Consider the following 19,487-nt stretch of genomic DNA (forward strand, 5'->3'; position numbering starts at 1 on the left):
GGAGTCCGTGCACGTACTCAGCGTCAGCTCTCTCAAGGGAGGCGTCGGCAAGACGACCGTGACCCTCGGCCTGGCCTCCGCGGCCTTCGCCCGGGGCGTCCGGACTCTCGTCGTCGACCTCGACCCGCAATCCGATGTGTCCACCGGTATGGACATCCAGGTGGCCGGAAGACTCAACATCGCCGATGTCCTGGCGAACCCGAAGGAGAAGGTCGTCCGTCAGGCGATCACCTCCAGCGGCTGGGCGAAGGTGCACCCCGGCACGATCGACGTGCTCATCGGCAGCCCCTCGGCCATCAACTTCGACGGCCCGCACCCCAGTGTGCGCGACGTGTGGAAGCTCGAAGAGGCCCTGGCCGCCGTCGAGGCCGACTACGACCTCGTGCTGATCGACTGCGCGCCGTCGCTCAACGCGCTCACGCGCACCGCGTGGGCCGCGAGCGACCGCGTCATGGTGGTCACCGAGCCCGGTCTGTTCTCGGTCGCCGCAGCCGACCGTGCCCTCCGCGCGATCGAAGAGATCCGCCGCGGCCTCTCCCCTCGACTCCAGCCTCTGGGCATCGTCGTCAACCGCGTGCGCCCGCAGTCGATCGAGCACCAGTTCCGCATCAAGGAGCTGCGCGACATGTTCGGCCCGCTCGTCCTCTCCCCCCAGCTCCCCGAGCGCACGTCGCTCCAGCAGGCGCAGGGCGCGGCCAAGCCGCTGCACATCTGGCCGGGCGACTCGGCCCAGGAGCTCGCCGCCGACTTCGATCAGCTCCTCGATCGCATCATCCGCACGGGCCGCATTCCCGTGCCCGAGAGCGGTCAGCAGGCGTAACCGACCCGCAGACATGAGAAACGGCCATCCTCGTCGAGGGTGGCCGTTCTTGTGTCCGGGAGGGGGGTGAGTCAGGCGGAGCGCTTCGATCGGCGGCTGGCCAGCTCGTCGACGGGATCCGGAGCCGTGGGATCGAACTCGACCAGCGTCGACTCGACCTCGCGGAGCACCTTGCCCACAGCGATGCCGAACACGCCCTGGCCGCGGCTCACGAGGTCGATGACCTCGTCGTTCGAGGTGCAGAGGTAGACGGAGGCACCGTCGCTCATCAGGGTGGTGCCGGCGAGGTCGCGGATGCCGGCGCGGCGCAGTTCTTCGACCGCGGTGCGGATCTGCTGGAGCGAGATGCCGGTGTCGAGCAGGCTCTTCACGAGCTTGAGGACCAGGATGTCGCGGAAACCGTAGAGACGCTGCGAGCCGGACCCGCTGGCACCGCGGACGGTCGGGACGACCAGCTCCGTGCGCGCCCAGTAGTCGAGCTGGCGGTAGGTGATGCCGGCGGCACGAGCGGCGACCGCACCACGGTATCCGACCTCGTCGTCCATCGCCGGGAGACCGTCGGTGAAGAGGAGTTCGGGCACGAACCGCGGGTCGCCTGTGAGCTCATCCGCATTCATTTCAAATCCTCCCTGGAACGGTTACCTCCACGCTAGAGCAGCACCCCCGGGGCGGCAACGACATCCGCGACACCGCGAAGGTGTGTCGCAATCAGTTCGTTACGAAAGAATACGCGCCAGCGCTTCCTTCACGAACAGCCCCCGGACCTCGTCGATCTTCGACGCCAGTTCCGGCGCCAGTTCACTCGCCTTGGCGCGCGAGGCGGCATCGGTGCGTCGCAGCAAGGCCGACAGCGCGGACTCGATGAGGGCGACCTCCCGATCCGCTCCCTGACGCAGTGCCCGCAGGTGACGCGGCTCGATGCCGTGACGGTCGAGAGCGACCAGTCCGCGCAGCAGTATCACCGTGGCCTCGGGATACGTCTCCTGTGCCGTGATGACGCCGGTGCTGATGGCGTCGTTCAGCAGCTGAGGACCCGCGCCCGCGGCGGAGAGGAGTTCGGTGCGGCGGTAGCGGCGCGGCGTGGGGGTGATCGACGGCGGGGGCGTGAGGGCGGTGGGCTCCGCGCCGACCTCGTCGAGCTGCTCGCGGATCACGCTCAGCGGAAGGTAGTGGTCGCGCTGAAGGGTGAGCCCGAGACGCAGGCGTTCGATGTCGGCCGGCGAGAACTTGCGGTATCCCGACTCGGTGCGCGAGGGGGTGACGATCCCCTGCACCTCGAGGAATCGCAGCTTGCTGGAGGTGAGATCCGGGAAGTCCGGTGTCAGCCGTGCGAGCACCTGACCGATGCTCAGAAGACCCGCGGACGCAGATCGTTCGCGGGCCGGAGAAGCCGCCATCAGGCGTTGGCCGCTGCGCGGTCGATCGGCGAGGCGAAGAAGTTCAGTCGGAACTTGCCGACGCGCACCTCTGCTCCGTCGACCAGGGGGCTGCGGTCGAACCGCTCGCCGTTGACGTAGGTGCCGTTCAGCGAACGCTGGTCGATGATCTCGAACGCCGCACCGTTGCGTGTGACCTCGGCGTGCCGCCGCGAGACCGTGACGTCGTCGAAGAAGATGTCGGCCTCGGGGTGACGCCCGATCGTGGTCACATCGGTGTCGAGGAGGTACCGCGCACCCGCCAGCGCGCCGGAGCGCACGAGCAGCAGCGCCGAACCCGAGGGGAGTGCGGCGATCGCCGACTGCTCGACCTCGGTTAGTTCCACGCCGAAGGGCACGAACGACAGGTCGGAGTCGTGTCCGAACGTCTGCGTCACGTCGTGCTTCTGCTCGCCGGATCGGTGGATCGCCGCGTCTGCGGCCGGTCGGCTGTCGTTGTCTGTCACTTCGCCCTCCTGGTCGTCCAGACTATCGGATGCCGAGCCCCTCGCGGGAGCCGCATCCACAGTCGATCCACACATTCAGGCATCGCACACCGGATATTCCTAGGGTGGTGGGGTGAAGACCTCGATCCTCCGGCGCTCGACCGCGCCCCTCGCTCTCGCCGCGGCCCTTCTCGCCGCCTTCCTCGTGCTGTTCGCGCCGCTGTCCGCGTCGGCCCACGATGCTCTCACCTCGTCCTCGCCCGAGGCGGACTCGACGGTCGACGTCCTGCCCGCAGAGATCACCCTCACCTTCAGCGCCGACCTCATCACGGGCGAAGGCGCGACCGAGGTCCAGGTCACGGATGCCGCGGGCACCCCGGTCACGGACGGCGCGGCGATCACCGAGGGCCCGACGGTCATTCAGCCTCTGGTCGCCGAAGCGGAGGCCGGCGCCTACCACGTGGTGTGGAAGGTCGTCTCGAGCGACGGGCACCCGACATCGGGCGAGTACTTCTTCACGGTCACGAACAGCACCGTCGCCGCCGAACCCTCCTCCGAGCCGACCCCGACCGCGACCGAGACGGCATCCGCCCCGCTCGCGTCGGCCGCCCCCTCCGCGACGCCGACCCCGACCGGTGGCGAAGCCGACGCGAGCCCGTCGACCGCCTGGATCTGGATCCTCGCGATCCTCGGCATCCTCGTGATCGCCGCCGGCATCACGCTCGCCGTCATCCTCTCCCGCCGCCGTCGCGGCGCCTCCGCAGCCGATTCCGACGGCCCTGCGGCGCGATAGGCTTAACGCATGCCTCATTACGACGTCGTCATCCTCGGTGCAGGTCCTGGTGGATACGTCGCTGCGGTTCGCAGCGCGCAGCTCGGCCTGTCCACCGCCATCATCGAGGAGAAGTACTGGGGTGGTGTCTGCCTCAACGTCGGCTGCATCCCCTCCAAGGCCCTCCTGAAGAACGCGGAGATCGCCCACACGCTGAAGCACAAGGCCGACTTCTTCGGCATCTCGGGCGACTTCACGCTCGACTACGGCAAGGCGTTCGACCGCAGCCGCGTCGTGGCCGATGGCCGCGTCAAAGGCATCCACTTCCTGATGAAGAAGAACAAGGTCACCGAATACGACGGCCGCGGCACCTTCACCGGCCCGAAGGCCATCTCAGTGGCCAAGTCCGACGGCACGACCGAAGAGGTCACCTTCGACAACGTCATCATCGCCACCGGTTCCACGGTGCGACTGCTCCCCGGGGTCACCCTCAGCGAGAACGTCGTCACGTACGAAGAGCAGATCATGAGCCGCGAGCTGCCCGAGTCGATCGTCATCGTCGGCGCCGGCGCGATCGGCATGGAGTTCGCCTACGTCATGACGAACTACGGCGTGAAGGTCACGATCATCGAGTTCCTCGACCGCGCCCTCCCCAACGAGGACGCCGACGTGTCGAAGGAGATCGCGAAGCAATACAAGAACTACGGCGTCGACATCCTCACCTCGACCAAGGTCGAGACGGTCGTCGACAACGGCTCGTCCGTCACGGTCACCTACACGGGCAAGGACGGGCAGGCCGGTTCGATCGAGGCGTCGAAGGTCCTCATGTCGATCGGCTTCGCGCCGCGCGTCGAGGGCTTCGGCCTGGAGAAGACGGGCGTCGAGCTCACCGAGCGCGGCGCGATCGCGATCGACGACCACATGCGCACCAACGTCGAGGGCATCTACGCCATCGGCGACGTGACCGCCAAGCTGCAGCTCGCCCACGTGGCCGAGGCGCAGGGTGTGGTCGCCGCGGAGACCATCGGAAAGGCCGAGACCATGACCCTCGGCGACTACCGCATGATGCCGCGCGCGACGTTCTGCTCGCCGCAGGTCGCCTCGTTCGGTCTCACCGAGCAGCAGGCGAAGGACGAGGGGCGCGACATCAAGGTCGTCAGCTTCCCGTTCATGGCCAACGGCAAGGCGCACGGCCTCGGCGAGCCCGTCGGCTTCGTGAAGATGATCGCCGACGCCGAGCACCTCGAACTCATCGGCGCGCACATGATCGGCCCCGACGTCTCGGAGCTGCTGCCCGAGCTGACGCTGGCCCAGAAGTGGGACCTCACCGCTCTGGAGCTGGCGCGCAACGTGCACACGCACCCGACGCTGTCGGAGGCCCTGCAGGAGGGCTTCCACGGCCTCGCGGGGCACATGATCAACTTCTGATCACGCCCGCCTCTCCGAGGCATCGCCACGAAGGCCCGGTCCGCGCTCGCGCGACCGGGCCTTCGTGCGTCTCGCGACCGTCGGCGCGTTCACCCGAGCGGATGCTCCCACCGCAGTTCGAGCCGAGCGGGCAGCGCCGACCGCACCCGCCACCCCGCAGGTGCGACCCCGCGGAGTTCGGCGGCGGTGTAGGAGCGTCGGATGCTGCGCAGGCCGTCGGTCCGGATGAACGAGTCCGCGAGGAGTGTGGTCGCGAGCGGCGCCGTGCCCATGGCGTAGAGCGCATAGGCGACGCGTCCGCGCGCGATGTCCTGATGCGCGACGACACCGCCCGCCGCCACCAGCTTCTCGCTGTCACGGAGGAGAGCCGCGAGCCCTGCCGGGTCGAGGTGGTGGAGGAGATGGTTCGAGACCACGACGTCGAATCGTTCACCCGCCGTCGCCAGCGCCTCGCTGTCCGCGCACCGGTAGTCGACACCGGCACCGCCATCATGGGCGCGCGCCCATGCGATCGCCCGATCGTCGGGGTCGAGCGCCGTGACCCGACCCGACAGCCCATCGCGACGCAGGCGCGCGGCCACATACCGGCAGAGGTCTCCCCCACCCGCGCCGATGTCGAGGATGCGCACGTCTCCGCGCCGCGCACGCGGTCGGACGTGGCGTCGATAGAGAGAGCCCGGCCGCGACACCACCGCGTTGACGGCCGCGAACCGCCGGTAGGTGCGCTCGAGCATCCGCAGGTCGGCCGCGGGATCATCCATGAGCTCGGGGAGATCGAGCGCCCTCTGACGCAGGTCAGGAGACATGGCCGCGCGGCATCTCGACCGTCATCAGCGCGCTCTCCGCGGTGAGACCCGGGCCGAAGGCCATCGCCGCCACGCGATCCCCGCGCTGTGCCCCCTCCTCGAGGATGCGCTGGAGGACGAAGAGGATCGTGGCGCTCGACATGTTGCCGTTCTCACGCAGCACCGTGCGCGCCGGATGCAGCTGCGCGTCGCTCAGACGAAGACGCTCCTGGATCCGATCGAGGATGCTGCGGCCCCCGGGATGGATCGCCCAGTGCGCGACCCGCTCGCCGATCGTGCCCTCCTCGAAGGCGATCGACATGTCGTGCTCTCCGACGTACAGCGGGCGGAGAGCGCCGAGGATCGTCTCGCCGATGATCTGCGGAACCGCCGTCGAAAGGATCATCTCGAAGCCCTCGTCACCGATCGTCCACGCCATGTCCTTCTCCCCCTCGGGAGCGATGGCGGTGTGGAACCGGTCGAGGATCAGCGCCGGCACCTCGGAGGGCAGCTGGCGCGCCGTGACGATGCCGGCCGCGCCGCCGTCGGCGAACAGCGAGGTGGCGACAATCGTGTCGGGGTCGTCGGACGACCGCAGATGCAGAGTGCAGAGCTCGACGCTCACGACGAGGACGACGGCATCCGGATCGGCCGCGCAGAACTGGCTCGCCGCGCGCAGGGCGGGCATGACCGCGTAGCAGCCCATGAATCCGAAGTGGAAGCGTTGCACACTGTCGGGCAGCCCCAGGGCGCGCACGATCTCGTACTCGGGCCCGGGGGCATGGAAGCCCGTGCACGAGACGGTGATCACATGGGTCACATCGGAGGCCTGGAGATCGGGATCCTCCTCGATCGCGCGCTGCGCGACCTCCACGAACAATCTCGTCGACTCGCGCACGTAGATGTCGTTGCGCGCCCGAGTTCCCGGCGCGAGCAACCGACGCGTCGACGGGGCGAAGAACACCGGCTCTTCGGTCTCGTGCAGCGGCGAGAACTCCTCGATCACGGTGTGCCGGGTATCGATGCCCGAACCGTCGAAGGATGCTGTGACGATTCGCTGCGCGAGACGCCCGAGACCGGGTTGCTGCGCGAAGACGTCTCGCACCGCGTCCTGTGCGATGACGGTGTCGGGAACGATCGTCTGCAGCGAGCGCAGGACGGCGGGACGGCTCATGGTGCCACTCAAGCACGCGGCCGATTCCCGAGGGAAGGGGGTTGTGCCGTGTCGAGACCTCTGCGAAGGCTCAGAAACCGAGCGCGCGGGCGAGCTTCGACCCGGAGGATGCGTCGCGCCCTCCCGCCGCGTTCACGGCGGCCTCGACCGCGGAGAAGAATCTCTCACGTCCGTCGGCATCCGCAGGCGCAGCCGGTCCCAGCTCCATCTCCCACTCCCGCCACGCACGCTCGACGCCCTGGCGGAGGTCAGTGGCACGCACCCGGTCGTCGACGAACTCGGCGATCACGCCATCGGGACCGGTGAGGAGGTAGGCGGTGCGATCGTTGCGGATGCGCGCCAGAGGCGTCAACGGGTCGGTCGTCCATCGGGCGACCGTAGCGGCGACGGCATCCGGAATTCCCTCGCCGTCGTCGAGCGGCCATCCGAGTTCGAGCCGACCGTCGCCCTCGCGCGGACCCTTGACGTGCCAGCCCGCATCGGGGCCGCCGGTGCGTCGACGCAGGGCGACCCCCGAGCGCGACAGCGCCCCGTCGGCCGTGTCGAAGTACTGGGCGTCGAGGTCGCGGGACTCGCCGTCCGTCACGGAGTCGACTCCGGGGATCGCATCCCACCGAGGAAGCGGCGTCGCATCGTCGACGTCGAACTTGCGCTCGACCTCGACGGTGCGCGACGGCTCAGTCATCGTTGGACGTGAGGTCCTCGAGGGACTCGTCGTACCAGTAGTCGATCTCGGTGGGGCCGTCGTCGGAGCCGGTGTTCTGCGGCTCGCCGCGGCGGTTGTACACCACCTGCGTCTCGCTGTAGGGGACGATCAGCTTGTCGTCCGCGTCGCCGAGGGGGATGATCTGCCCGTCCAGCGGGCCGCCGTGAAGTCGTGCGAGTGCCATGCCCTCACCCTATCTCCGCGCTCCGACCTCCGGGCGGAGAACCGACGGGACACGGCTCAGACGGCGAGGACGCCGAGGACCGCACCGATGATCATCCACGGCCCGAAGGCGATGCGCGTGGTGCGGTCGGCCCGGCGGAGCGCCATCAGTCCCAGCGCGTACAGCGCGCCGAGGACGAAGGCGGATGCCGCACCCACGGCGAGCGCGGTCCACCCGTGCCACGCGAGCACCACGCCGATCACCGCCGCGAGCTTCACGTCTCCCCCTCCCATCCCGGAGCGGCTGAGGAGGCGCAACAGCGCGTAGAAACCGCCGAGCACGATCATCCCGAGGAGTGCGCGGATCGACGGCGCCCTGTCCCCGGTCGCGAGCGCGTCGACGAGGGCGAGCAGGAGGAGTCCCGCGAGGGTGGGGAGCACGATGCGATCGGGAAGACGGTGGGTGCGCGCGTCGATGACGAGCAGCCACCCGCCGATGCCGAGCAGCAGCAGATGGACGAGCCCGACGAGGGCGAAGCGCGTATCCATCCCGGAAGGCTAGGAGATTCCCGCCTCCTCTCGCGGACCGCTGTGGATAACCGTGCCGACCGGCATCCCGAGCCCCGGACGCGCAATGTCCCATGTACGAATTAGGCTCGGCACCATCACTTGATATATTCGAATATTCGTTCGAGGATGGAGAACATGGGGATCGGGCTCGATGCGGTGACCGCGCTCTCTCCGAACAGCGATGCGCGTGCGGGAGAGGTGCTTCGCCTGCGCCGCGAGATCAGTCGGATGCAGCGCCGCCGCAGCGAGCAGGCGGTACTGCCCCTCGACCCCGCCCTCTCGTCCATCCTGCCCGACGACGGCCTCCTGGCCGGCACGGCCTACACACTCTCCCCCTCCCCGAGCCTCGTGCTCGCCCTGCTGAGCGCGGCCTCCCAGAAGGGGCACTGGTGCGCGGTCGTCGGGATGCCGACGCTCGGCGTCGAAGCGGCGGCGGGTTTCGGCATCGATCTCAGCCGGCTGATCCTGGTGCCCGACCCCGGTGATCGCTGGTTCGCCGCGACTTCCGCTCTCGCCGAGGTCGTGCCGTTGATCGCCGTGCACCCCGGAACACGGCTGCGCGACGCGGATGTCTCCCGGCTGAGCGCCCGACTGCGCGATCGCGGCTCCACCCTGCTCGTCACCGGGGTCTGGCCGCAGAGCGAGGGATCCATCCGCGTGCACGACCCGCAGTGGAACGGCCTCGGCGCCGGATGGGGACTGCTCTCCGACCGCACGGTGACCGTGACCGCGCAGACCCGCCGCCGCCCGCTCTCCTCCAGCATCCGCGTGCGTCTGCCCGGTCGAGACGGGGCGCTCGAATCCGTGACGACCGAACTCGCCGCGCTGCCCTCGCTGCCCGCGCGCACGCAGAGTCCCGAGCCTGCGCCCGAGCTCCTCCGTTGGGCGGAGGCGGGATGACCGAGCCGCTCCGCGTCCTGGTGCTGTGGTTCCCCGACTGGCCGCTGCGCGCCGCACTGGGCGATGCGCTGCCGCACCCGCCCACGGCCCTCCTGCACGCGAACACCGTGGTCGCCTGCACCGCCTCCGCCCGTGAGCACGGGGTGCGCGTGGGGCAGCGTCGCCGCGAGGCGCAGGGACGGCTCTCCTCCCTGCGTGTACTCCCCCACGATCCCGATCGTGACGAGCGCGCCTTCCTCCCCGTACTGCACCTCATCGAGGAGCACGCTCCCGGCGTCACCCTACTGCGCCCTGGTCTCGCGGTGCTCCGCGCCCGCGGGATCTCCCGCTATCACGGCGGAGAGGCGGAGGCCGCGGCGTGGCTTCTGACCGTGCTCTCGGAGGCGGGCTTCCCCGAGGTGCGCATCGGGGTCGGCGACGGCCCGTTCACCGCCGAGATCGCCGCTCGGGGACCGCAGCGCTGCACCGTCGTGCCCCCGGGTGAGGCGCGGGAGTTCCTCGCCCCGTTCCCCGTGCAGGTGCTGCGCGACGAGCAGATCACCGGCCTGCTCCTCCGCCTCGGCGTGCGCACGCTCGGGGAGTTCGCCGCCCTCAGCCCCGTCGATGTGCGCGACCGCTTCGGCGAGCGCGGTTCCCGGCTCCGTGCACTGGCCGCCGGCGCGGATTCGCAGCGCCTCGCTCCTCGCCCTCCCGACCCCGAGCTGGTGCGGAGCGTGGAGTTCGAGACTCCGCTCGGCGGCGCGGATCAGGTCGCCTTCGCGGTGCGGCAGACCGCCGATGCGGTGATGCTCGCGCTGGGCGAAGCATCCGTCGTCTGCACCGAGGTGCGCGTTGATCTGACCGATGACAACGGGCAGGTCTTCTCTCGCCCGTGGCTGCATCCCTCGTGCTTCGACGCCTCCGACCTGGTCGACCGGGTGCGCTGGCAGCTCGAGGCGCTGGCGGCGCAGTCCGCGAAGGATCCGGTCGACGAGGCACGGGCGTTCGGCGGGATCGTCGCGGTGCGGATCGCGCCGGTGGCGGTCGACGACGCCGCCCATCACCAGCCGGGACTCTTCGGCTCGGGTACGGACGAGCGCCTGCACCACGCGGTGTCGCGCGTCCAGACCATGCTGGGGCACGAGGGCGTGGTCACCGCCGCGCTCTCCGGCGGACGGTGGCTCGCCGACCGCCAGGTGCTCACTCCGTGGGGAGAGCGCGCGGTCCCTCCGCGCGACCCCGCCTCCCCCTGGCCCGGGAGCCTTCCAGAGCCCCTCCCCGCCGAGGTCTTCCGCCCGCCGCGCCCCCTCGGGGTCACCGGAGCGGACGGAGCCGTGCTCAGCATCGATGACCGCGGGGCGCTCTCCGCCGACCCCGCGTTCATCGACGGCACCGCCGTGCACGCCTGGGCCGGGCCCTGGCCCGTGCACGAGCGCCGGTGGGCCTTGAGCGGAGGCAAGCGCGGACACCGATTCCAGGTCGTCGACGATCAGGATCGCGCGTGGCTGGTGTTCTGCGCGGGTGGGCGCTGGTGGGCCGAGGGGCGGTACCGCTGATGGGCTTCCACAACCCACCGCTGAAGTGGGGCGAGCTGGCACGCACGCTCAGCGGAGAACCGCCCAGCGCCGAGCCGTCCGGAGCACGCGCCGATCCCGGCCCGGTGAGCAGGCGGCGCAAGAGCATCCCGCCGTCGCCCGTCCCCCGCCCAGACGATGCGGTGCCCTATGCCGAGCTGCACACCCACTCCTCGTACTCGTTCCTCGACGGCGCCTCCTCCCCCGAGGCGCTCCTGATCGAGGCCGAGCGTCTCGGACTCAGCGCCCTGGCCCTCACCGACCACGACGGGTTCTACGGCGCCGCGCGCTTCGCCGAGGTCGCCGAGCTCATGGACGTCCGCTTGCAGACGGTGTTCGGGGCCGAGCTCTCGCTCGACCTCCCGGCCCCGCAGCGCGGCACCGCCGACCCGGCGGGTGAGCACCTCCTCGTCCTCGCCCGCGGGATGGAGGGCTACCACCGGCTCTCCGGGGCGATCACCGCCGCGCAACTGCGGGGCGGCGAGAAGGGGCGCCCCGTCTACGACATCGACGAACTCGCGGCGAGCGCGGGAGGCCACTGGACCGTCTTCACCGGATGCCGCAAGGGAGCGGTGCGCCGGGGGCTCGAGTGCGGAGACGCCCGCGAGCCGCTGCAGCACCTCATCGACCTCTTCGGCGCAGAGCACGTCGCCGTCGAGCTCTTCGACCACGGGGACCCCCTCGACACCCGCCGCAACGACATCCTCGCCGAGCTGGCGGGACGGATGCACCTCCCCGTCGTCGCGACGAACAACGTGCACTACGCCACCCCGCGGCAGGCGCCCCTCGCGGAGGCCGTCGCCGCGGTGCGGGCGGTGCGCAGCATGGACGAGCTCGACGGCTGGCTGCCCGCGCACGGGGGTGCGCATCTGCGCAGCGGCGCCGAGATGACCGCACGCTTCCGGCGCTATCCCGGAGCCATCTCCTCGGGGCTCGAGCTGGCCGCGGCATCCGCTTTCCCCCTGCGCCTCGCCCGCCCCGCCCTCCCGCGGCAGAAGGTCCCGGAGGGCCACACCCCGATGAGCTGGCTGCGGCGACTCGTCTGGGAGGCCGTGCCGACGAAGTATCCGCGCATCGACGACGCCGGGCGGAGTCGGATCGAACGCGAGCTGAACGTGATCGAGGAGAAGGACTTCCCCGGCTACTTCCTGATCGTGCACGGCATCGTCGCCGAAGCCCGTCGCCGCGGCATCCTGTGCCAGGGGCGCGGGTCGGCCGCGGCGAGCGCGGTCTGCTATCTGCTGGGGATCACCGCCGTCGACCCCATCCTCTACGGGCTGCCCTTCGAGAGGTTCCTCGCGACCACCCGCCAGGAGGAGCCCGACATCGACGTCGACTTCGACTCACGGCGGCGGGAGGAGATCATCCAGTGGGTGTACGCCGAATACGGTCGGGAGCGCGCCGCGCAGGTTGCGAACGTGATCCAGTACCGCCCGAAGAACGCGGTACGCGACATGGCCCGGGCGCTCGGGCACTCTCCGGGGCAGCAGGACTCGTGGTCACGCCAGGTCGACGGCTGGGGCGCCGGTCTGGAACCGGCCGAGGGGCACGACATCCCGGCGAACGTGCTCGCCTATGCCGGGGAGCTTATGAAGGCTCCGCGCCATCTCGGCATCCATTCGGGCGGCATGGTGCTCACGGCACGTCCGGTCGGTGAGGTCGTGCCGGTGGAGCACGCGCGCATGGAGGACAGGACCGTCATCCAGTGGGACAAGGACGACGCGGCGTTCATGGGCCTGGTCAAGTTCGATCTGCTGGGCCTCGGGATGCTGGCGGCCCTGCAGCACTGCTTCGACCTGATCCACGAGGCCACGGGTGAGCGCTGGACGCTCGAGAGCATCCCCAAAGAGGAGCCGGGGGTGTACGACATGCTCTGCCGCGCCGACTCCATCGGCGTCTTCCAGGTGGAATCTCGGGCGCAGATCGGGCTGCTCCCCCGGCTGCAACCGCGGAGCTTCTACGATCTCGCGATCCAGATCGCCCTCATCCGTCCCGGCCCCATCCAGGGTGGGGCGGTGCATCCGTTCGTGCAGCGCAAGATGGCGAAGGACAGGGTCGACGAGGAGAACCGGGAGCGCGCTCGTCGCGGCGAGGAACCCGTCGTCTTCCCGATCCCCTATCCGCACGCGGATCTCGAGCCGATCCTGAAGCGCACTCTGGGCATTCCGATCTTCCAGGAGCAGTTGATCCAGATGGCGACCGCGGTCGGCGACTGCACCGCCGACGAAGCCGATCTGCTGCGCCGGGCGATGGGCTCCAAGCGCGGTCTCGAGAAGATCGAGAAGGTGCGCGAGAAGCTCTACGCGGGCATGGCACGACGCGGACTCGACGAGGCGGCATCCGATCGCATCTACGCGCAGATCCAGGCGTTCGCGAACTTCGGTTTCGCGGAGTCGCACTCGCTGTCGTTCGCCCTCCTGGTGTACGCGAGCTCCTGGCTGAAGCTGCACTACCCCGCGGCCTTCCTCGCCGGGCTCCTGCGCTCCCAGCCCATGGGGTTCTACTCCGCGGCCACGCTGACGGCGGATGCCCGACGGCACGGCGTGGAGGTGCGGCGCCCCGATCTGCAGGTCTCTGGCGCGACCGAGACGCTGGAGCCGCTCACCGGATCGGAAGGGCGGATGCCGACGGGGCGAGACTCCTGTCGAGGCGTGCCCCAGCCGCCGACCCTGCGCTTCGACCGGAACGCCCCGGACGACGCCGAGGCCCACCGGCGCGATGGCGGTTACGCCGTGCGGATGGGGCTCAGCGGGGTACGAGGGATCGGCGTGCCGATGGCCGAGCGGATCGTGGCGGAGCGCGAGGCGCACGGCCCGTATCGCGACCTGAACGATCTCGTACGGCGCACGGATGCCACGGCCGCGCAACTCGAGGCGCTCGCGACCGCCGGGGCTTTCGCGTGCCTCGGGCTCGAGCGCCGTGAGGCCATCTGGCTCGCGGGGGCGGCGGCGGACGACCGATCGCGATTCCTGCCGGGCACGACCGTGTCCGTGCAGCCGCCCCTGTTCGCCGATCAGAGCAGCTACGAACGCCTCTCCGCCGACCTGTGGGCGACCGGGGTCTCGACCGACGATCATCCGATGCTGCACTTCCGTGCGGCGCTGGGCGAGCGCGGGGTGCTCACTTCCGCTGATCTGCGCACCCACGAGACGGGCCGGCGCGTTGAGGTCGCCGGTCTCGTGACGCATCGCCAACGCCCGGCGACTGCGGCCGGTGTCACCTTCGTGAACCTGGAGGACGAGACGGGGCTCGTCAACATCATCTGCTCGGCGGGCGTCTGGAACCGCTATCGCCGGGTTGCGCGGGACTCCCCCGCGCTGATCATCCGCGGCATCCTCGAACGGTCGGAAGAGGGCGTGATCAACATCCTCGCGGATGCCTTCGACGATCTGCGCACCGGCCTCTCCCACCGCTCGCGGGACTTCCGATGAGCAGAGCCAGGGTGGTGGGCGCGAGACTCACCAGAAGCGCTCGGCCTCCTCGCCCGGCGGCGGGCGATCGGAACCGCCCCAGCGGTCGGCCTCGGCCTTTGCCGCGTCGGCCGCGGCATCCGCATCGCGCAGGGCGACCTTCGCGCCGACCGGACCCGGCCCCCGGACGTCGAGGCGCAGCTCGGTGCGCGATCCCGTCGACGACACGCTCACCGCGCAATCCAGCACCCGACCCAACCAGCGCAGCTCGTCGAGGCCGACGGCCTCCTCGAGAAGCCGGTAGCGGATGTTGGTCTCGAGATCACGGACGGCGATCGCGAGCGTCTCGCCGCTGAGCGGATCGAGCTGTTCGGTGACCTCGACGCGATGGCCCTGCGCGATGGCGACCTGCCCCGGAAACACGATCGATCTGTCCATGGCTCCACCTTAGGAAGCATCCGATCGAGGCGGTAGGAGACAGCGGAATATCGCGACTTTCAAAAAAGTTTGTCCCCCAAATGGCGGACAAGATAGTTTGGAGATATTCTGATATGCGTAGCGGGGGCTACAGGGGCTGAGGACTGGGGAATCAGCCCGAGAGAGCAGCGATTTTCATTCGCCGCCTCCCCACCGTCCGGGTAGGACGGTGAAGCCCTCTCGAGAAGACCTGTGTGGGGCAGACGACTCGAGAGGGCTCATCCCCCGCAGCTCTAGCTCTCCTCCTGGAGCATCCGCTGACGGACGTCCTTGCGAAGGACCTTCCCGATCAGCGACCGGGGCAGATCGTCCATCGGCACGATCCGACGCGGAACCTTGTAGGCAGCGAGGTGAGTCCGGCAGTAATCGCGGAGCGCCTCCATCTCGATCGCCGCCGCGGGGCGCAGCACGACCGCAGCCGCGACCATCTCGGCACCGTCACCGCGCGGCAGCGCGACCACCGCGGCGTCCTCCACGTCCGGATGCGAGCGCAGCGCCTCCTCCACCTCACTGGGCGAGACGTTGAAGCCACCCGTGATGATGAGCTCCTTGCGACGATCGACGACCGTCACGAAACCGTCCTCCGACACGGTCACGATGTCGCCGGTACGCACCCAGCCGCCCGGCAGCAGGGCCTCGGCCGTCTCCTCCGGGCGCCCCCAGTAGCCGGAGAACACCTGCGGCCCCTGGATGAGCAGCTCGCCCGGATCACCCGGCTCGACCTCGACCTGCGGATCGTCGGGATCGACCACCCGGATCGTGGTGCTCGGGAACGGGATGCCCACGGTTCCGGGGCGTCGCGTCGGGCCGACGGGGTTGCCGAGGGCGACGGGCGAGGTCTCGGTCATCCCATAGCCTTCGACGAGGAGACCGCCGGTGACCTCCTCCCAGCGCGCGACGGTCGCCACGGGCAGGCTCATCGCACCCGAGATGGCGAAGCGCACCGTCGAGAGATCGAGGCCATCGCGGGATGCCGCGCGCGTCAGGCGGTCATAGATGGGAGGGACAGCGGGGAGGAACGTGGGCGGACTCTTGCGAACGGCCTTCGAGACGAGACCGACATCGAACGTCGGGAACAGCACGAGCTTCGCGCCGATGCCCATCGCGAAGGTCAGGCAGAGCGTCATCCCGTAGGCGTGGAACAGCGGGAGCACGCCGTAGACCGTCTCCTCGCCCTCGCGGAGGCCGGGGAGCCAGGCACGACCCTGCATCGCATTCGCGCGGAGGTTGCGGTGCGTGAGCATCGCCCCCTTGGGTTCGCCCGTGGTTCCGCTCGTGTACTGGAGCAGAGCGACGTCGTCGAGGTCAGGGCCCGGCGCTCGTCGCGGCAGGGGCCTGGCGCGCTCGACGCTCTCCCACGCGCGGATGCCGTGGCCGCGCGGCGCCTTCGCGGTGAGAGCCGTGCGAGCGTCGCGTGCCCGCCGGATCGGCAGGCGCAGGGCGAGGCGCTGCGCCGCCGGCATCGCCTGCGTCAGGTCGACCGTGAGGATATGCGCCGGGCGCACGTCGGACGGGAACGCTGCGACGGTGGCGGCCACCTTGTTCCACACGATCGCGAACGTCGCGCCGTGGTCCTCGAACTGGTGACGCAGTTCGCGCGGCGTGTAGAGCGGGTTATGCTCGACGACGATCGCGCCGAGACACAGCGCCGCGTAGAACGCGACGACATGCTGGGGGCAGTTCGGGAGGACGAGGGCGACCCGGTCGCCTTTTCGGGCGCCGAGGCGCTTCAGGCCCGCAGCTGCTCGCCGCACCCGTTCATCGAGATCGGCGTAGCTCGTGCGACTACCGAAGAACTCTAGCGCCGTGCGCTTGGCGTGCGTCTTGGAGCTCTGGCGGAGCATCTCGGGGAGGGTCTGGGTCACCTCATCAATCTCGTGCGGGACGCCGTCGGCGTAGGCATTCAGCCACGGCTTGGCGTCGGAAAGTGATGCGTGGTCCATGGGATCCTCCTCGTCACGGGCGCCGTCGGAGTCAGTCTAGGAGCGGGAGGAATGGGGATGCTGAGTGGGTGTGCGGGTGCGACCGAAAAGCAAGAAGGACCGATCCGTATCGGATCGATCCTTCTCATGTGGTCGGGCTGACAGGATTTGAACCTGCGACCCCTTGACCCCCAGTCAAGTGCGCTACCAAGCTGCGCCACAGCCCGTTGTTCTGCACTCTCGCGCAGGCAACTCATCCATCTTAGCCTGACGCCGAGGCCTCCGCGAACCACCGCGGCTTTGCGAGTGTCGGATGCCGGGCGTAACGTGCCGCGCATGACCACGATCTTGACCGAGCTCGCGACTGCCCCTCGGTGGGACGAAGTGCAGCACGCTTTGACCGGCGGTGGCGATGGCGCCAGTTGCCAGTGCATCTGGCCGATGCTCCGCAACAAGGACTGGCAGGCAAGCTCCACGCCGGAACGCACACAGATGTTCCACGACGAGATCGACGCGGGGCCGCCGCCTGGCCTGATCGCCTACGTCGACGGTAAGGCCGCCGGGTGGATCCGCATCGGTCCGCGCACCGTGCAGCGCCGCCTCGAGCACACCCGCGCGATCGCCGCGGCCACCGGCGAACCCTTCGATGACGAGGCGGTCTGGGCCGTGACCTGCTTCGTCGTGCGCCGCGAGTACCGAGGGCAGGGCCTCAACGCCGCACTCTTGCGCGCCGCGGTCGACTTCGCGCGCTCGTCGGGCGCCCGGCTCGTCGAGGGCTATCCCGTCGACACGGGCGGCACGAAGCAACACGCGAACGAGCTCTTCCACGGCATGCTCACCACCTTTCTCGCCGAAGGCTTCGACCAGCGCGGTGAGCTGAAGCCCGGGCGCCCGCTCGTGGCCCTCGACCTCGCCGGATGACCGCGTGAACGACACACCGACCGCTAGCGTGGAGACATGAGCGACGAGCATCCGACCATCGACGACGCCGACCTCGGAGTATTCACCCGCGCGACGACCGAGCTCAGCGACGGATCGGTGCTCACCCACGACTGGTACGGCGGGTCGCTCACTCATCGCGACTCGACGATCGAGCTCATGCTCGAGGGTGCGTCCGTCGAGGAGTCGCGCGCACGACTCCCCCGGCTTCGCGCCGTCATCTCCGATCTCGACGCGATCCAGCGCCGAGCATCCGACGCCGTCGTCACCTCGTTCAGCCAGGACGAGCCCGAGCAGCATGAACTCGACGACGCGGCATCCGACCTGGCGCTGGAGGCGATCGAGGCCGCCTCCGACGGCACCATCGTGCTCCACCTCACCGACACCTGCGGCACGCACTTCCCCGAGGGGTACTGGCCGGCCGCCCATCTCGCCGATGACGACACCATCACGAACGTCACCGTCGAGTCCTGACGCGTCGCGCGGCGGGTCACGCTCCGACGGTCAGGACATGTTGCGCCACCCCCTTCCTCGCGCGCTGGCGTGGTCGTTCGCGCCCTACGTCGTCGTGTCGATCGCGCACGTCGTCCTGCTCGCCGTCGACAGTCCCGCAGCCGGCCCGACGAAGATCCTGTTGATGCCACTGCTCGCCGTACCCGTCATCGTGAGCGCACGACGCCTCGCGTCTCCCGCCGCCATCGCGCTCATCGGAGCAGCCCTCCTCTTCTCCTGGCTGGGCGACAGCACGGGCGCATTCTTCCCTTCGCTTCCCGAGTTGCCGCTGATGCTGGGTTTCTTCGGCCTCGCGCACGTGGCCTACATCGTCCTCTTCATCCGACACCTGAGCCGACGGCGGATGCCGTGGTGGGCCCTGCTCTACGCAGCCTGGTGGATCGTGATGCTCGTCACGCTCGGACCGCACACCGACGGGCTGCTTCTCGCACTCGCCGTCTACGGCCTCGTACTCGCCGGCACAGCGGCCACCTCGGCCCGCAGCACCACGATCATCGCCATCGGCGGCGCGTTCTTCCTCCTGAGCGACACGATCCTGGCATTCCGACTCTTCCTCCCCGAGCTGGTCTCGCCGTGGGGCAGCCCCGCCGTGATGCTCACCTACACGCTCGGACAGGGCCTTCTCGTCGCCGGCGCGATCGCCGCCCTCACCCGCAGGAGCACATCATGAGCACCACCGCACGCGTCGACAGTTGGCTCTGGGCCGTCCGCGTCTACAAGACACGATCCGCCGCGACGACCGCCTGCCGCGCCGGCCACATCCGCGTCAACGGCGACAAGGTCAAGGCCGCGCAGGCGCTCAAGATCGGTGACGAGGTACGCATCCGCGTCTCCGGCTTCGACCGGATCCTCTTCGTGAGACAGCTCCTCGTCAAGCGCGTCGGTGCACCCCTCGCCGCCGTCGCCTACGACGACCACACTCCCGAACGCGAACCGCAGGCGGCACTCGCCCTGCGAGACCGCGGCGCCGGGCGCCCCACCAAGCGGGAACGTCGAGAGATCGATCGACTGCACGCACGGTCCGAGCGCGGATCGGACGATTTCTTCCGCTGAATCCCCTACCCAGTTTCGAACATATGTTCTATACTGGGGTCATGTCCGCACCCGCTTCCGTCCCTCTCGATCTCGTCGAGCGTGGCCGTCTGCTCGATGAGTGGGTGGATGTGCGGCGGCGGATCGCGGTGTTGGAGGCGCAGGCCGCGGCGTTGTTGGGTGAGCGGATCGGTGAGCATGATGCGGAGGTCGCGGAGGAACCGTTTCATCGGGATGCGATCTACCGGTCGATGATCGCGGAGTACTCGGCGGCGGGGAACCTGTCGCGGGGCGCGGTGGAGTTCGCGTTCGCGGACGCGTTGGCCTTGCAGGCCATGCCCACCCTCACCGGGGCGTTCACGGAGGGTCGGGTGAGCGCCGCGCACGTGCGGGAGGTGGTGCGGGCGGCGTCCGTGGTGCGCGAAGCGGTCCGGAACGGGCGGGCGGATGCCGCGGTGCTGGG

The 19,487-nt window shown here is 69.6% G+C and carries 20 protein-coding genes, 1 tRNA gene and 1 pseudogene; 11 read left to right on the forward strand and 11 right to left on the reverse strand.

Features of this window, described 5'->3' with window-relative positions; translation table 11 throughout:
- The first annotated feature begins 7 nt into the window (after positions 1-7).
- The gene (locus ACFY9N_RS10345) at positions 8-820 is read left to right on the forward strand and encodes a ParA family protein (RefSeq protein WP_391478482.1); all 813 of its coding nucleotides are present in this window, start codon (positions 8-10) and stop codon (positions 818-820) included.
- A gap of 71 nt (positions 821-891) precedes the next feature.
- Here the strand turns inward: ACFY9N_RS10345 and ACFY9N_RS10350 are convergent, their stop codons facing one another.
- From ACFY9N_RS10350 to ACFY9N_RS10360, 3 genes are all read right to left on the reverse strand, one after another.
- Positions 892-1,437 (reverse strand): MerR family transcriptional regulator, encoded by a 546-nt coding sequence (locus ACFY9N_RS10350; protein WP_247622066.1) that lies wholly within the window; start codon positions 1,435-1,437, stop codon positions 892-894.
- A gap of 99 nt (positions 1,438-1,536) precedes the next feature.
- Positions 1,537-2,217 (reverse strand): MerR family transcriptional regulator, encoded by a 681-nt coding sequence (locus ACFY9N_RS10355; RefSeq protein WP_391478409.1) that lies wholly within the window; start codon positions 2,215-2,217, stop codon positions 1,537-1,539.
- A complete protein-coding gene (locus tag ACFY9N_RS10360) occupies positions 2,217-2,702 on the reverse strand; it encodes an FHA domain-containing protein (RefSeq protein ID WP_391478410.1) in 486 nt (161 codons plus the stop codon). The genes ACFY9N_RS10355 and ACFY9N_RS10360 overlap by 1 nt, the downstream gene beginning before the upstream one ends.
- A 112-nt stretch (positions 2,703-2,814) precedes the next feature.
- Between ACFY9N_RS10360 and ACFY9N_RS10365 the strand changes: the two genes are divergently transcribed.
- Positions 2,815-3,474, forward strand: coding sequence for a copper resistance protein CopC (locus ACFY9N_RS10365; protein WP_391478411.1), 660 nt, complete (start codon positions 2,815-2,817; stop codon positions 3,472-3,474).
- 9 nt (positions 3,475-3,483) lie between these two features.
- Complete coding sequence (gene lpdA / locus ACFY9N_RS10370; RefSeq protein ID WP_391478412.1) at positions 3,484-4,881, forward strand: dihydrolipoyl dehydrogenase; 1,398 nt, start codon at positions 3,484-3,486, stop codon at positions 4,879-4,881.
- A gap of 89 nt (positions 4,882-4,970) precedes the next feature.
- Here the strand turns inward: lpdA and ACFY9N_RS10375 are convergent, their stop codons facing one another.
- From ACFY9N_RS10375 to ACFY9N_RS10395, 5 genes are all read right to left on the reverse strand, one after another.
- Positions 4,971-5,687, reverse strand: coding sequence for a methyltransferase domain-containing protein (locus ACFY9N_RS10375; RefSeq protein ID WP_391478413.1), 717 nt, complete (start codon positions 5,685-5,687; stop codon positions 4,971-4,973).
- The gene (locus tag ACFY9N_RS10380) at positions 5,677-6,840 is read right to left on the reverse strand and encodes a type III polyketide synthase (RefSeq protein ID WP_391478414.1); all 1,164 of its coding nucleotides are present in this window, start codon (positions 6,838-6,840) and stop codon (positions 5,677-5,679) included. Before ACFY9N_RS10380 ends, ACFY9N_RS10375 begins: the two co-directional genes overlap by 11 nt.
- A gap of 70 nt (positions 6,841-6,910) precedes the next feature.
- A complete protein-coding gene (locus ACFY9N_RS10385; RefSeq protein ID WP_391478415.1) occupies positions 6,911-7,525 on the reverse strand; it encodes a CYTH domain-containing protein in 615 nt (204 codons plus the stop codon).
- Positions 7,518-7,730 (reverse strand): response regulator, encoded by a 213-nt coding sequence (locus ACFY9N_RS10390; protein WP_247622058.1) that lies wholly within the window; start codon positions 7,728-7,730, stop codon positions 7,518-7,520. The genes ACFY9N_RS10385 and ACFY9N_RS10390 overlap by 8 nt, the downstream gene beginning before the upstream one ends.
- Positions 7,731-7,786: 56 nt before the next feature.
- Complete coding sequence (locus tag ACFY9N_RS10395) at positions 7,787-8,257, reverse strand: prepilin peptidase (RefSeq protein ID WP_391478416.1); 471 nt, start codon at positions 8,255-8,257, stop codon at positions 7,787-7,789.
- Between the two features lie 156 nt (positions 8,258-8,413).
- Here ACFY9N_RS10395 and ACFY9N_RS10400 point away from each other — a divergent pair, with 156 nt between their 5' ends.
- The 3 genes from ACFY9N_RS10400 to ACFY9N_RS10410 are packed head-to-tail and all read left to right on the forward strand — an operon-like array spanning position 8,414 to position 14,162.
- Positions 8,414-9,178: a hypothetical protein gene (locus ACFY9N_RS10400; protein ID WP_391478417.1), complete on the forward strand. Its 765-nt coding sequence runs from the start codon at positions 8,414-8,416 to the stop codon at positions 9,176-9,178.
- The gene (locus tag ACFY9N_RS10405) at positions 9,175-10,713 is read left to right on the forward strand and encodes a DNA polymerase Y family protein (protein ID WP_391478418.1); all 1,539 of its coding nucleotides are present in this window, start codon (positions 9,175-9,177) and stop codon (positions 10,711-10,713) included. The genes ACFY9N_RS10400 and ACFY9N_RS10405 overlap by 4 nt, the downstream gene beginning before the upstream one ends.
- A complete protein-coding gene (locus tag ACFY9N_RS10410) occupies positions 10,713-14,162 on the forward strand; it encodes an error-prone DNA polymerase (RefSeq protein WP_391478483.1) in 3,450 nt (1,149 codons plus the stop codon). The genes ACFY9N_RS10405 and ACFY9N_RS10410 overlap by 1 nt, the downstream gene beginning before the upstream one ends.
- Positions 14,163-14,189: 27 nt before the next feature.
- On the opposite strand, the gene ACFY9N_RS10415 is transcribed toward ACFY9N_RS10410, so the two are convergent.
- The 3 genes from ACFY9N_RS10415 to ACFY9N_RS10425 form a co-directional block, all read right to left on the reverse strand.
- Entirely contained in the window at positions 14,190-14,579 is a 390-nt protein-coding gene (locus ACFY9N_RS10415; RefSeq protein ID WP_391478419.1) for a hypothetical protein, read from the reverse strand.
- Between the two features lie 272 nt (positions 14,580-14,851).
- Positions 14,852-16,561 (reverse strand): long-chain-fatty-acid--CoA ligase, encoded by a 1,710-nt coding sequence (locus ACFY9N_RS10420; RefSeq protein ID WP_391478420.1) that lies wholly within the window; start codon positions 16,559-16,561, stop codon positions 14,852-14,854.
- A gap of 129 nt (positions 16,562-16,690) precedes the next feature.
- Positions 16,691-16,767 (reverse strand) — tRNA-Pro (locus ACFY9N_RS10425).
- 109 nt (positions 16,768-16,876) lie between these two features.
- Between ACFY9N_RS10425 and ACFY9N_RS10430 the strand changes: the two genes are divergently transcribed.
- From ACFY9N_RS10430 to ACFY9N_RS10450, 5 genes and pseudogenes are all read left to right on the forward strand, one after another.
- The gene (locus ACFY9N_RS10430) at positions 16,877-17,461 is read left to right on the forward strand and encodes a GNAT family N-acetyltransferase (RefSeq protein ID WP_391478421.1); all 585 of its coding nucleotides are present in this window, start codon (positions 16,877-16,879) and stop codon (positions 17,459-17,461) included.
- 36 nt (positions 17,462-17,497) lie between these two features.
- Complete coding sequence (locus tag ACFY9N_RS10435; protein ID WP_391478422.1) at positions 17,498-17,953, forward strand: hypothetical protein; 456 nt, start codon at positions 17,498-17,500, stop codon at positions 17,951-17,953.
- 37 nt (positions 17,954-17,990) lie between these two features.
- A complete protein-coding gene (locus ACFY9N_RS10440; RefSeq protein ID WP_391478423.1) occupies positions 17,991-18,662 on the forward strand; it encodes a lysoplasmalogenase family protein in 672 nt (223 codons plus the stop codon).
- Entirely contained in the window at positions 18,659-19,045 is a 387-nt protein-coding gene (locus ACFY9N_RS10445; protein WP_391478424.1) for an RNA-binding S4 domain-containing protein, read from the forward strand. The genes ACFY9N_RS10440 and ACFY9N_RS10445 overlap by 4 nt, the downstream gene beginning before the upstream one ends.
- A 41-nt stretch (positions 19,046-19,086) precedes the next feature.
- Positions 19,087-19,487 (forward strand): annotated as a pseudogene (locus ACFY9N_RS10450) (HNH endonuclease); the annotation flags it as partial.

It is taken from the genome of Microbacterium sp. NPDC008134 (assembly GCF_042957055.1).
Classification (GTDB): Bacteria; Actinomycetota; Actinomycetes; order Actinomycetales; family Microbacteriaceae; genus Microbacterium.

Bases quoted from the DNA above. Each gene is read 5' to 3' on its own strand.
- ACFY9N_RS10410 (WP_391478483.1), top strand. From the start codon at position 10,713: ATGGGCTTCCACAACCCACCGCTGAAGTGGGGCGAGCTGGCACGCACG.
- ACFY9N_RS10390 (WP_247622058.1), bottom strand. From the start codon at position 7,730: ATGGCACTCGCACGACTTCACGGCGGCCCGCTGGACGGGCAGATCATC.
- ACFY9N_RS10375 (WP_391478413.1), bottom strand. From the start codon at position 5,687: ATGTCTCCTGACCTGCGTCAGAGGGCGCTCGATCTCCCCGAGCTCATG.
- ACFY9N_RS10420 (WP_391478420.1), bottom strand. From the start codon at position 16,561: ATGGACCACGCATCACTTTCCGACGCCAAGCCGTGGCTGAATGCCTAC.
- ACFY9N_RS10385 (WP_391478415.1), bottom strand. From the start codon at position 7,525: ATGACTGAGCCGTCGCGCACCGTCGAGGTCGAGCGCAAGTTCGACGTC.
- ACFY9N_RS10355 (WP_391478409.1), bottom strand. From the start codon at position 2,217: ATGGCGGCTTCTCCGGCCCGCGAACGATCTGCGTCCGCGGGTCTTCTG.
- lpdA (WP_391478412.1), top strand. From the start codon at position 3,484: ATGCCTCATTACGACGTCGTCATCCTCGGTGCAGGTCCTGGTGGATAC.
- ACFY9N_RS10435 (WP_391478422.1), top strand. From the start codon at position 17,498: ATGAGCGACGAGCATCCGACCATCGACGACGCCGACCTCGGAGTATTC.
- ACFY9N_RS10380 (WP_391478414.1), bottom strand. From the start codon at position 6,840: ATGAGCCGTCCCGCCGTCCTGCGCTCGCTGCAGACGATCGTTCCCGAC.
- ACFY9N_RS10430 (WP_391478421.1), top strand. From the start codon at position 16,877: ATGACCACGATCTTGACCGAGCTCGCGACTGCCCCTCGGTGGGACGAA.
- ACFY9N_RS10405 (WP_391478418.1), top strand. From the start codon at position 9,175: ATGACCGAGCCGCTCCGCGTCCTGGTGCTGTGGTTCCCCGACTGGCCG.
- ACFY9N_RS10445 (WP_391478424.1), top strand. From the start codon at position 18,659: ATGAGCACCACCGCACGCGTCGACAGTTGGCTCTGGGCCGTCCGCGTC.
- ACFY9N_RS10395 (WP_391478416.1), bottom strand. From the start codon at position 8,257: ATGGATACGCGCTTCGCCCTCGTCGGGCTCGTCCATCTGCTGCTGCTC.
- ACFY9N_RS10400 (WP_391478417.1), top strand. From the start codon at position 8,414: ATGGGGATCGGGCTCGATGCGGTGACCGCGCTCTCTCCGAACAGCGAT.
- ACFY9N_RS10415 (WP_391478419.1), bottom strand. From the start codon at position 14,579: ATGGACAGATCGATCGTGTTTCCGGGGCAGGTCGCCATCGCGCAGGGC.
- ACFY9N_RS10440 (WP_391478423.1), top strand. From the start codon at position 17,991: ATGTTGCGCCACCCCCTTCCTCGCGCGCTGGCGTGGTCGTTCGCGCCC.
- ACFY9N_RS10350 (WP_247622066.1), bottom strand. From the start codon at position 1,437: ATGAATGCGGATGAGCTCACAGGCGACCCGCGGTTCGTGCCCGAACTC.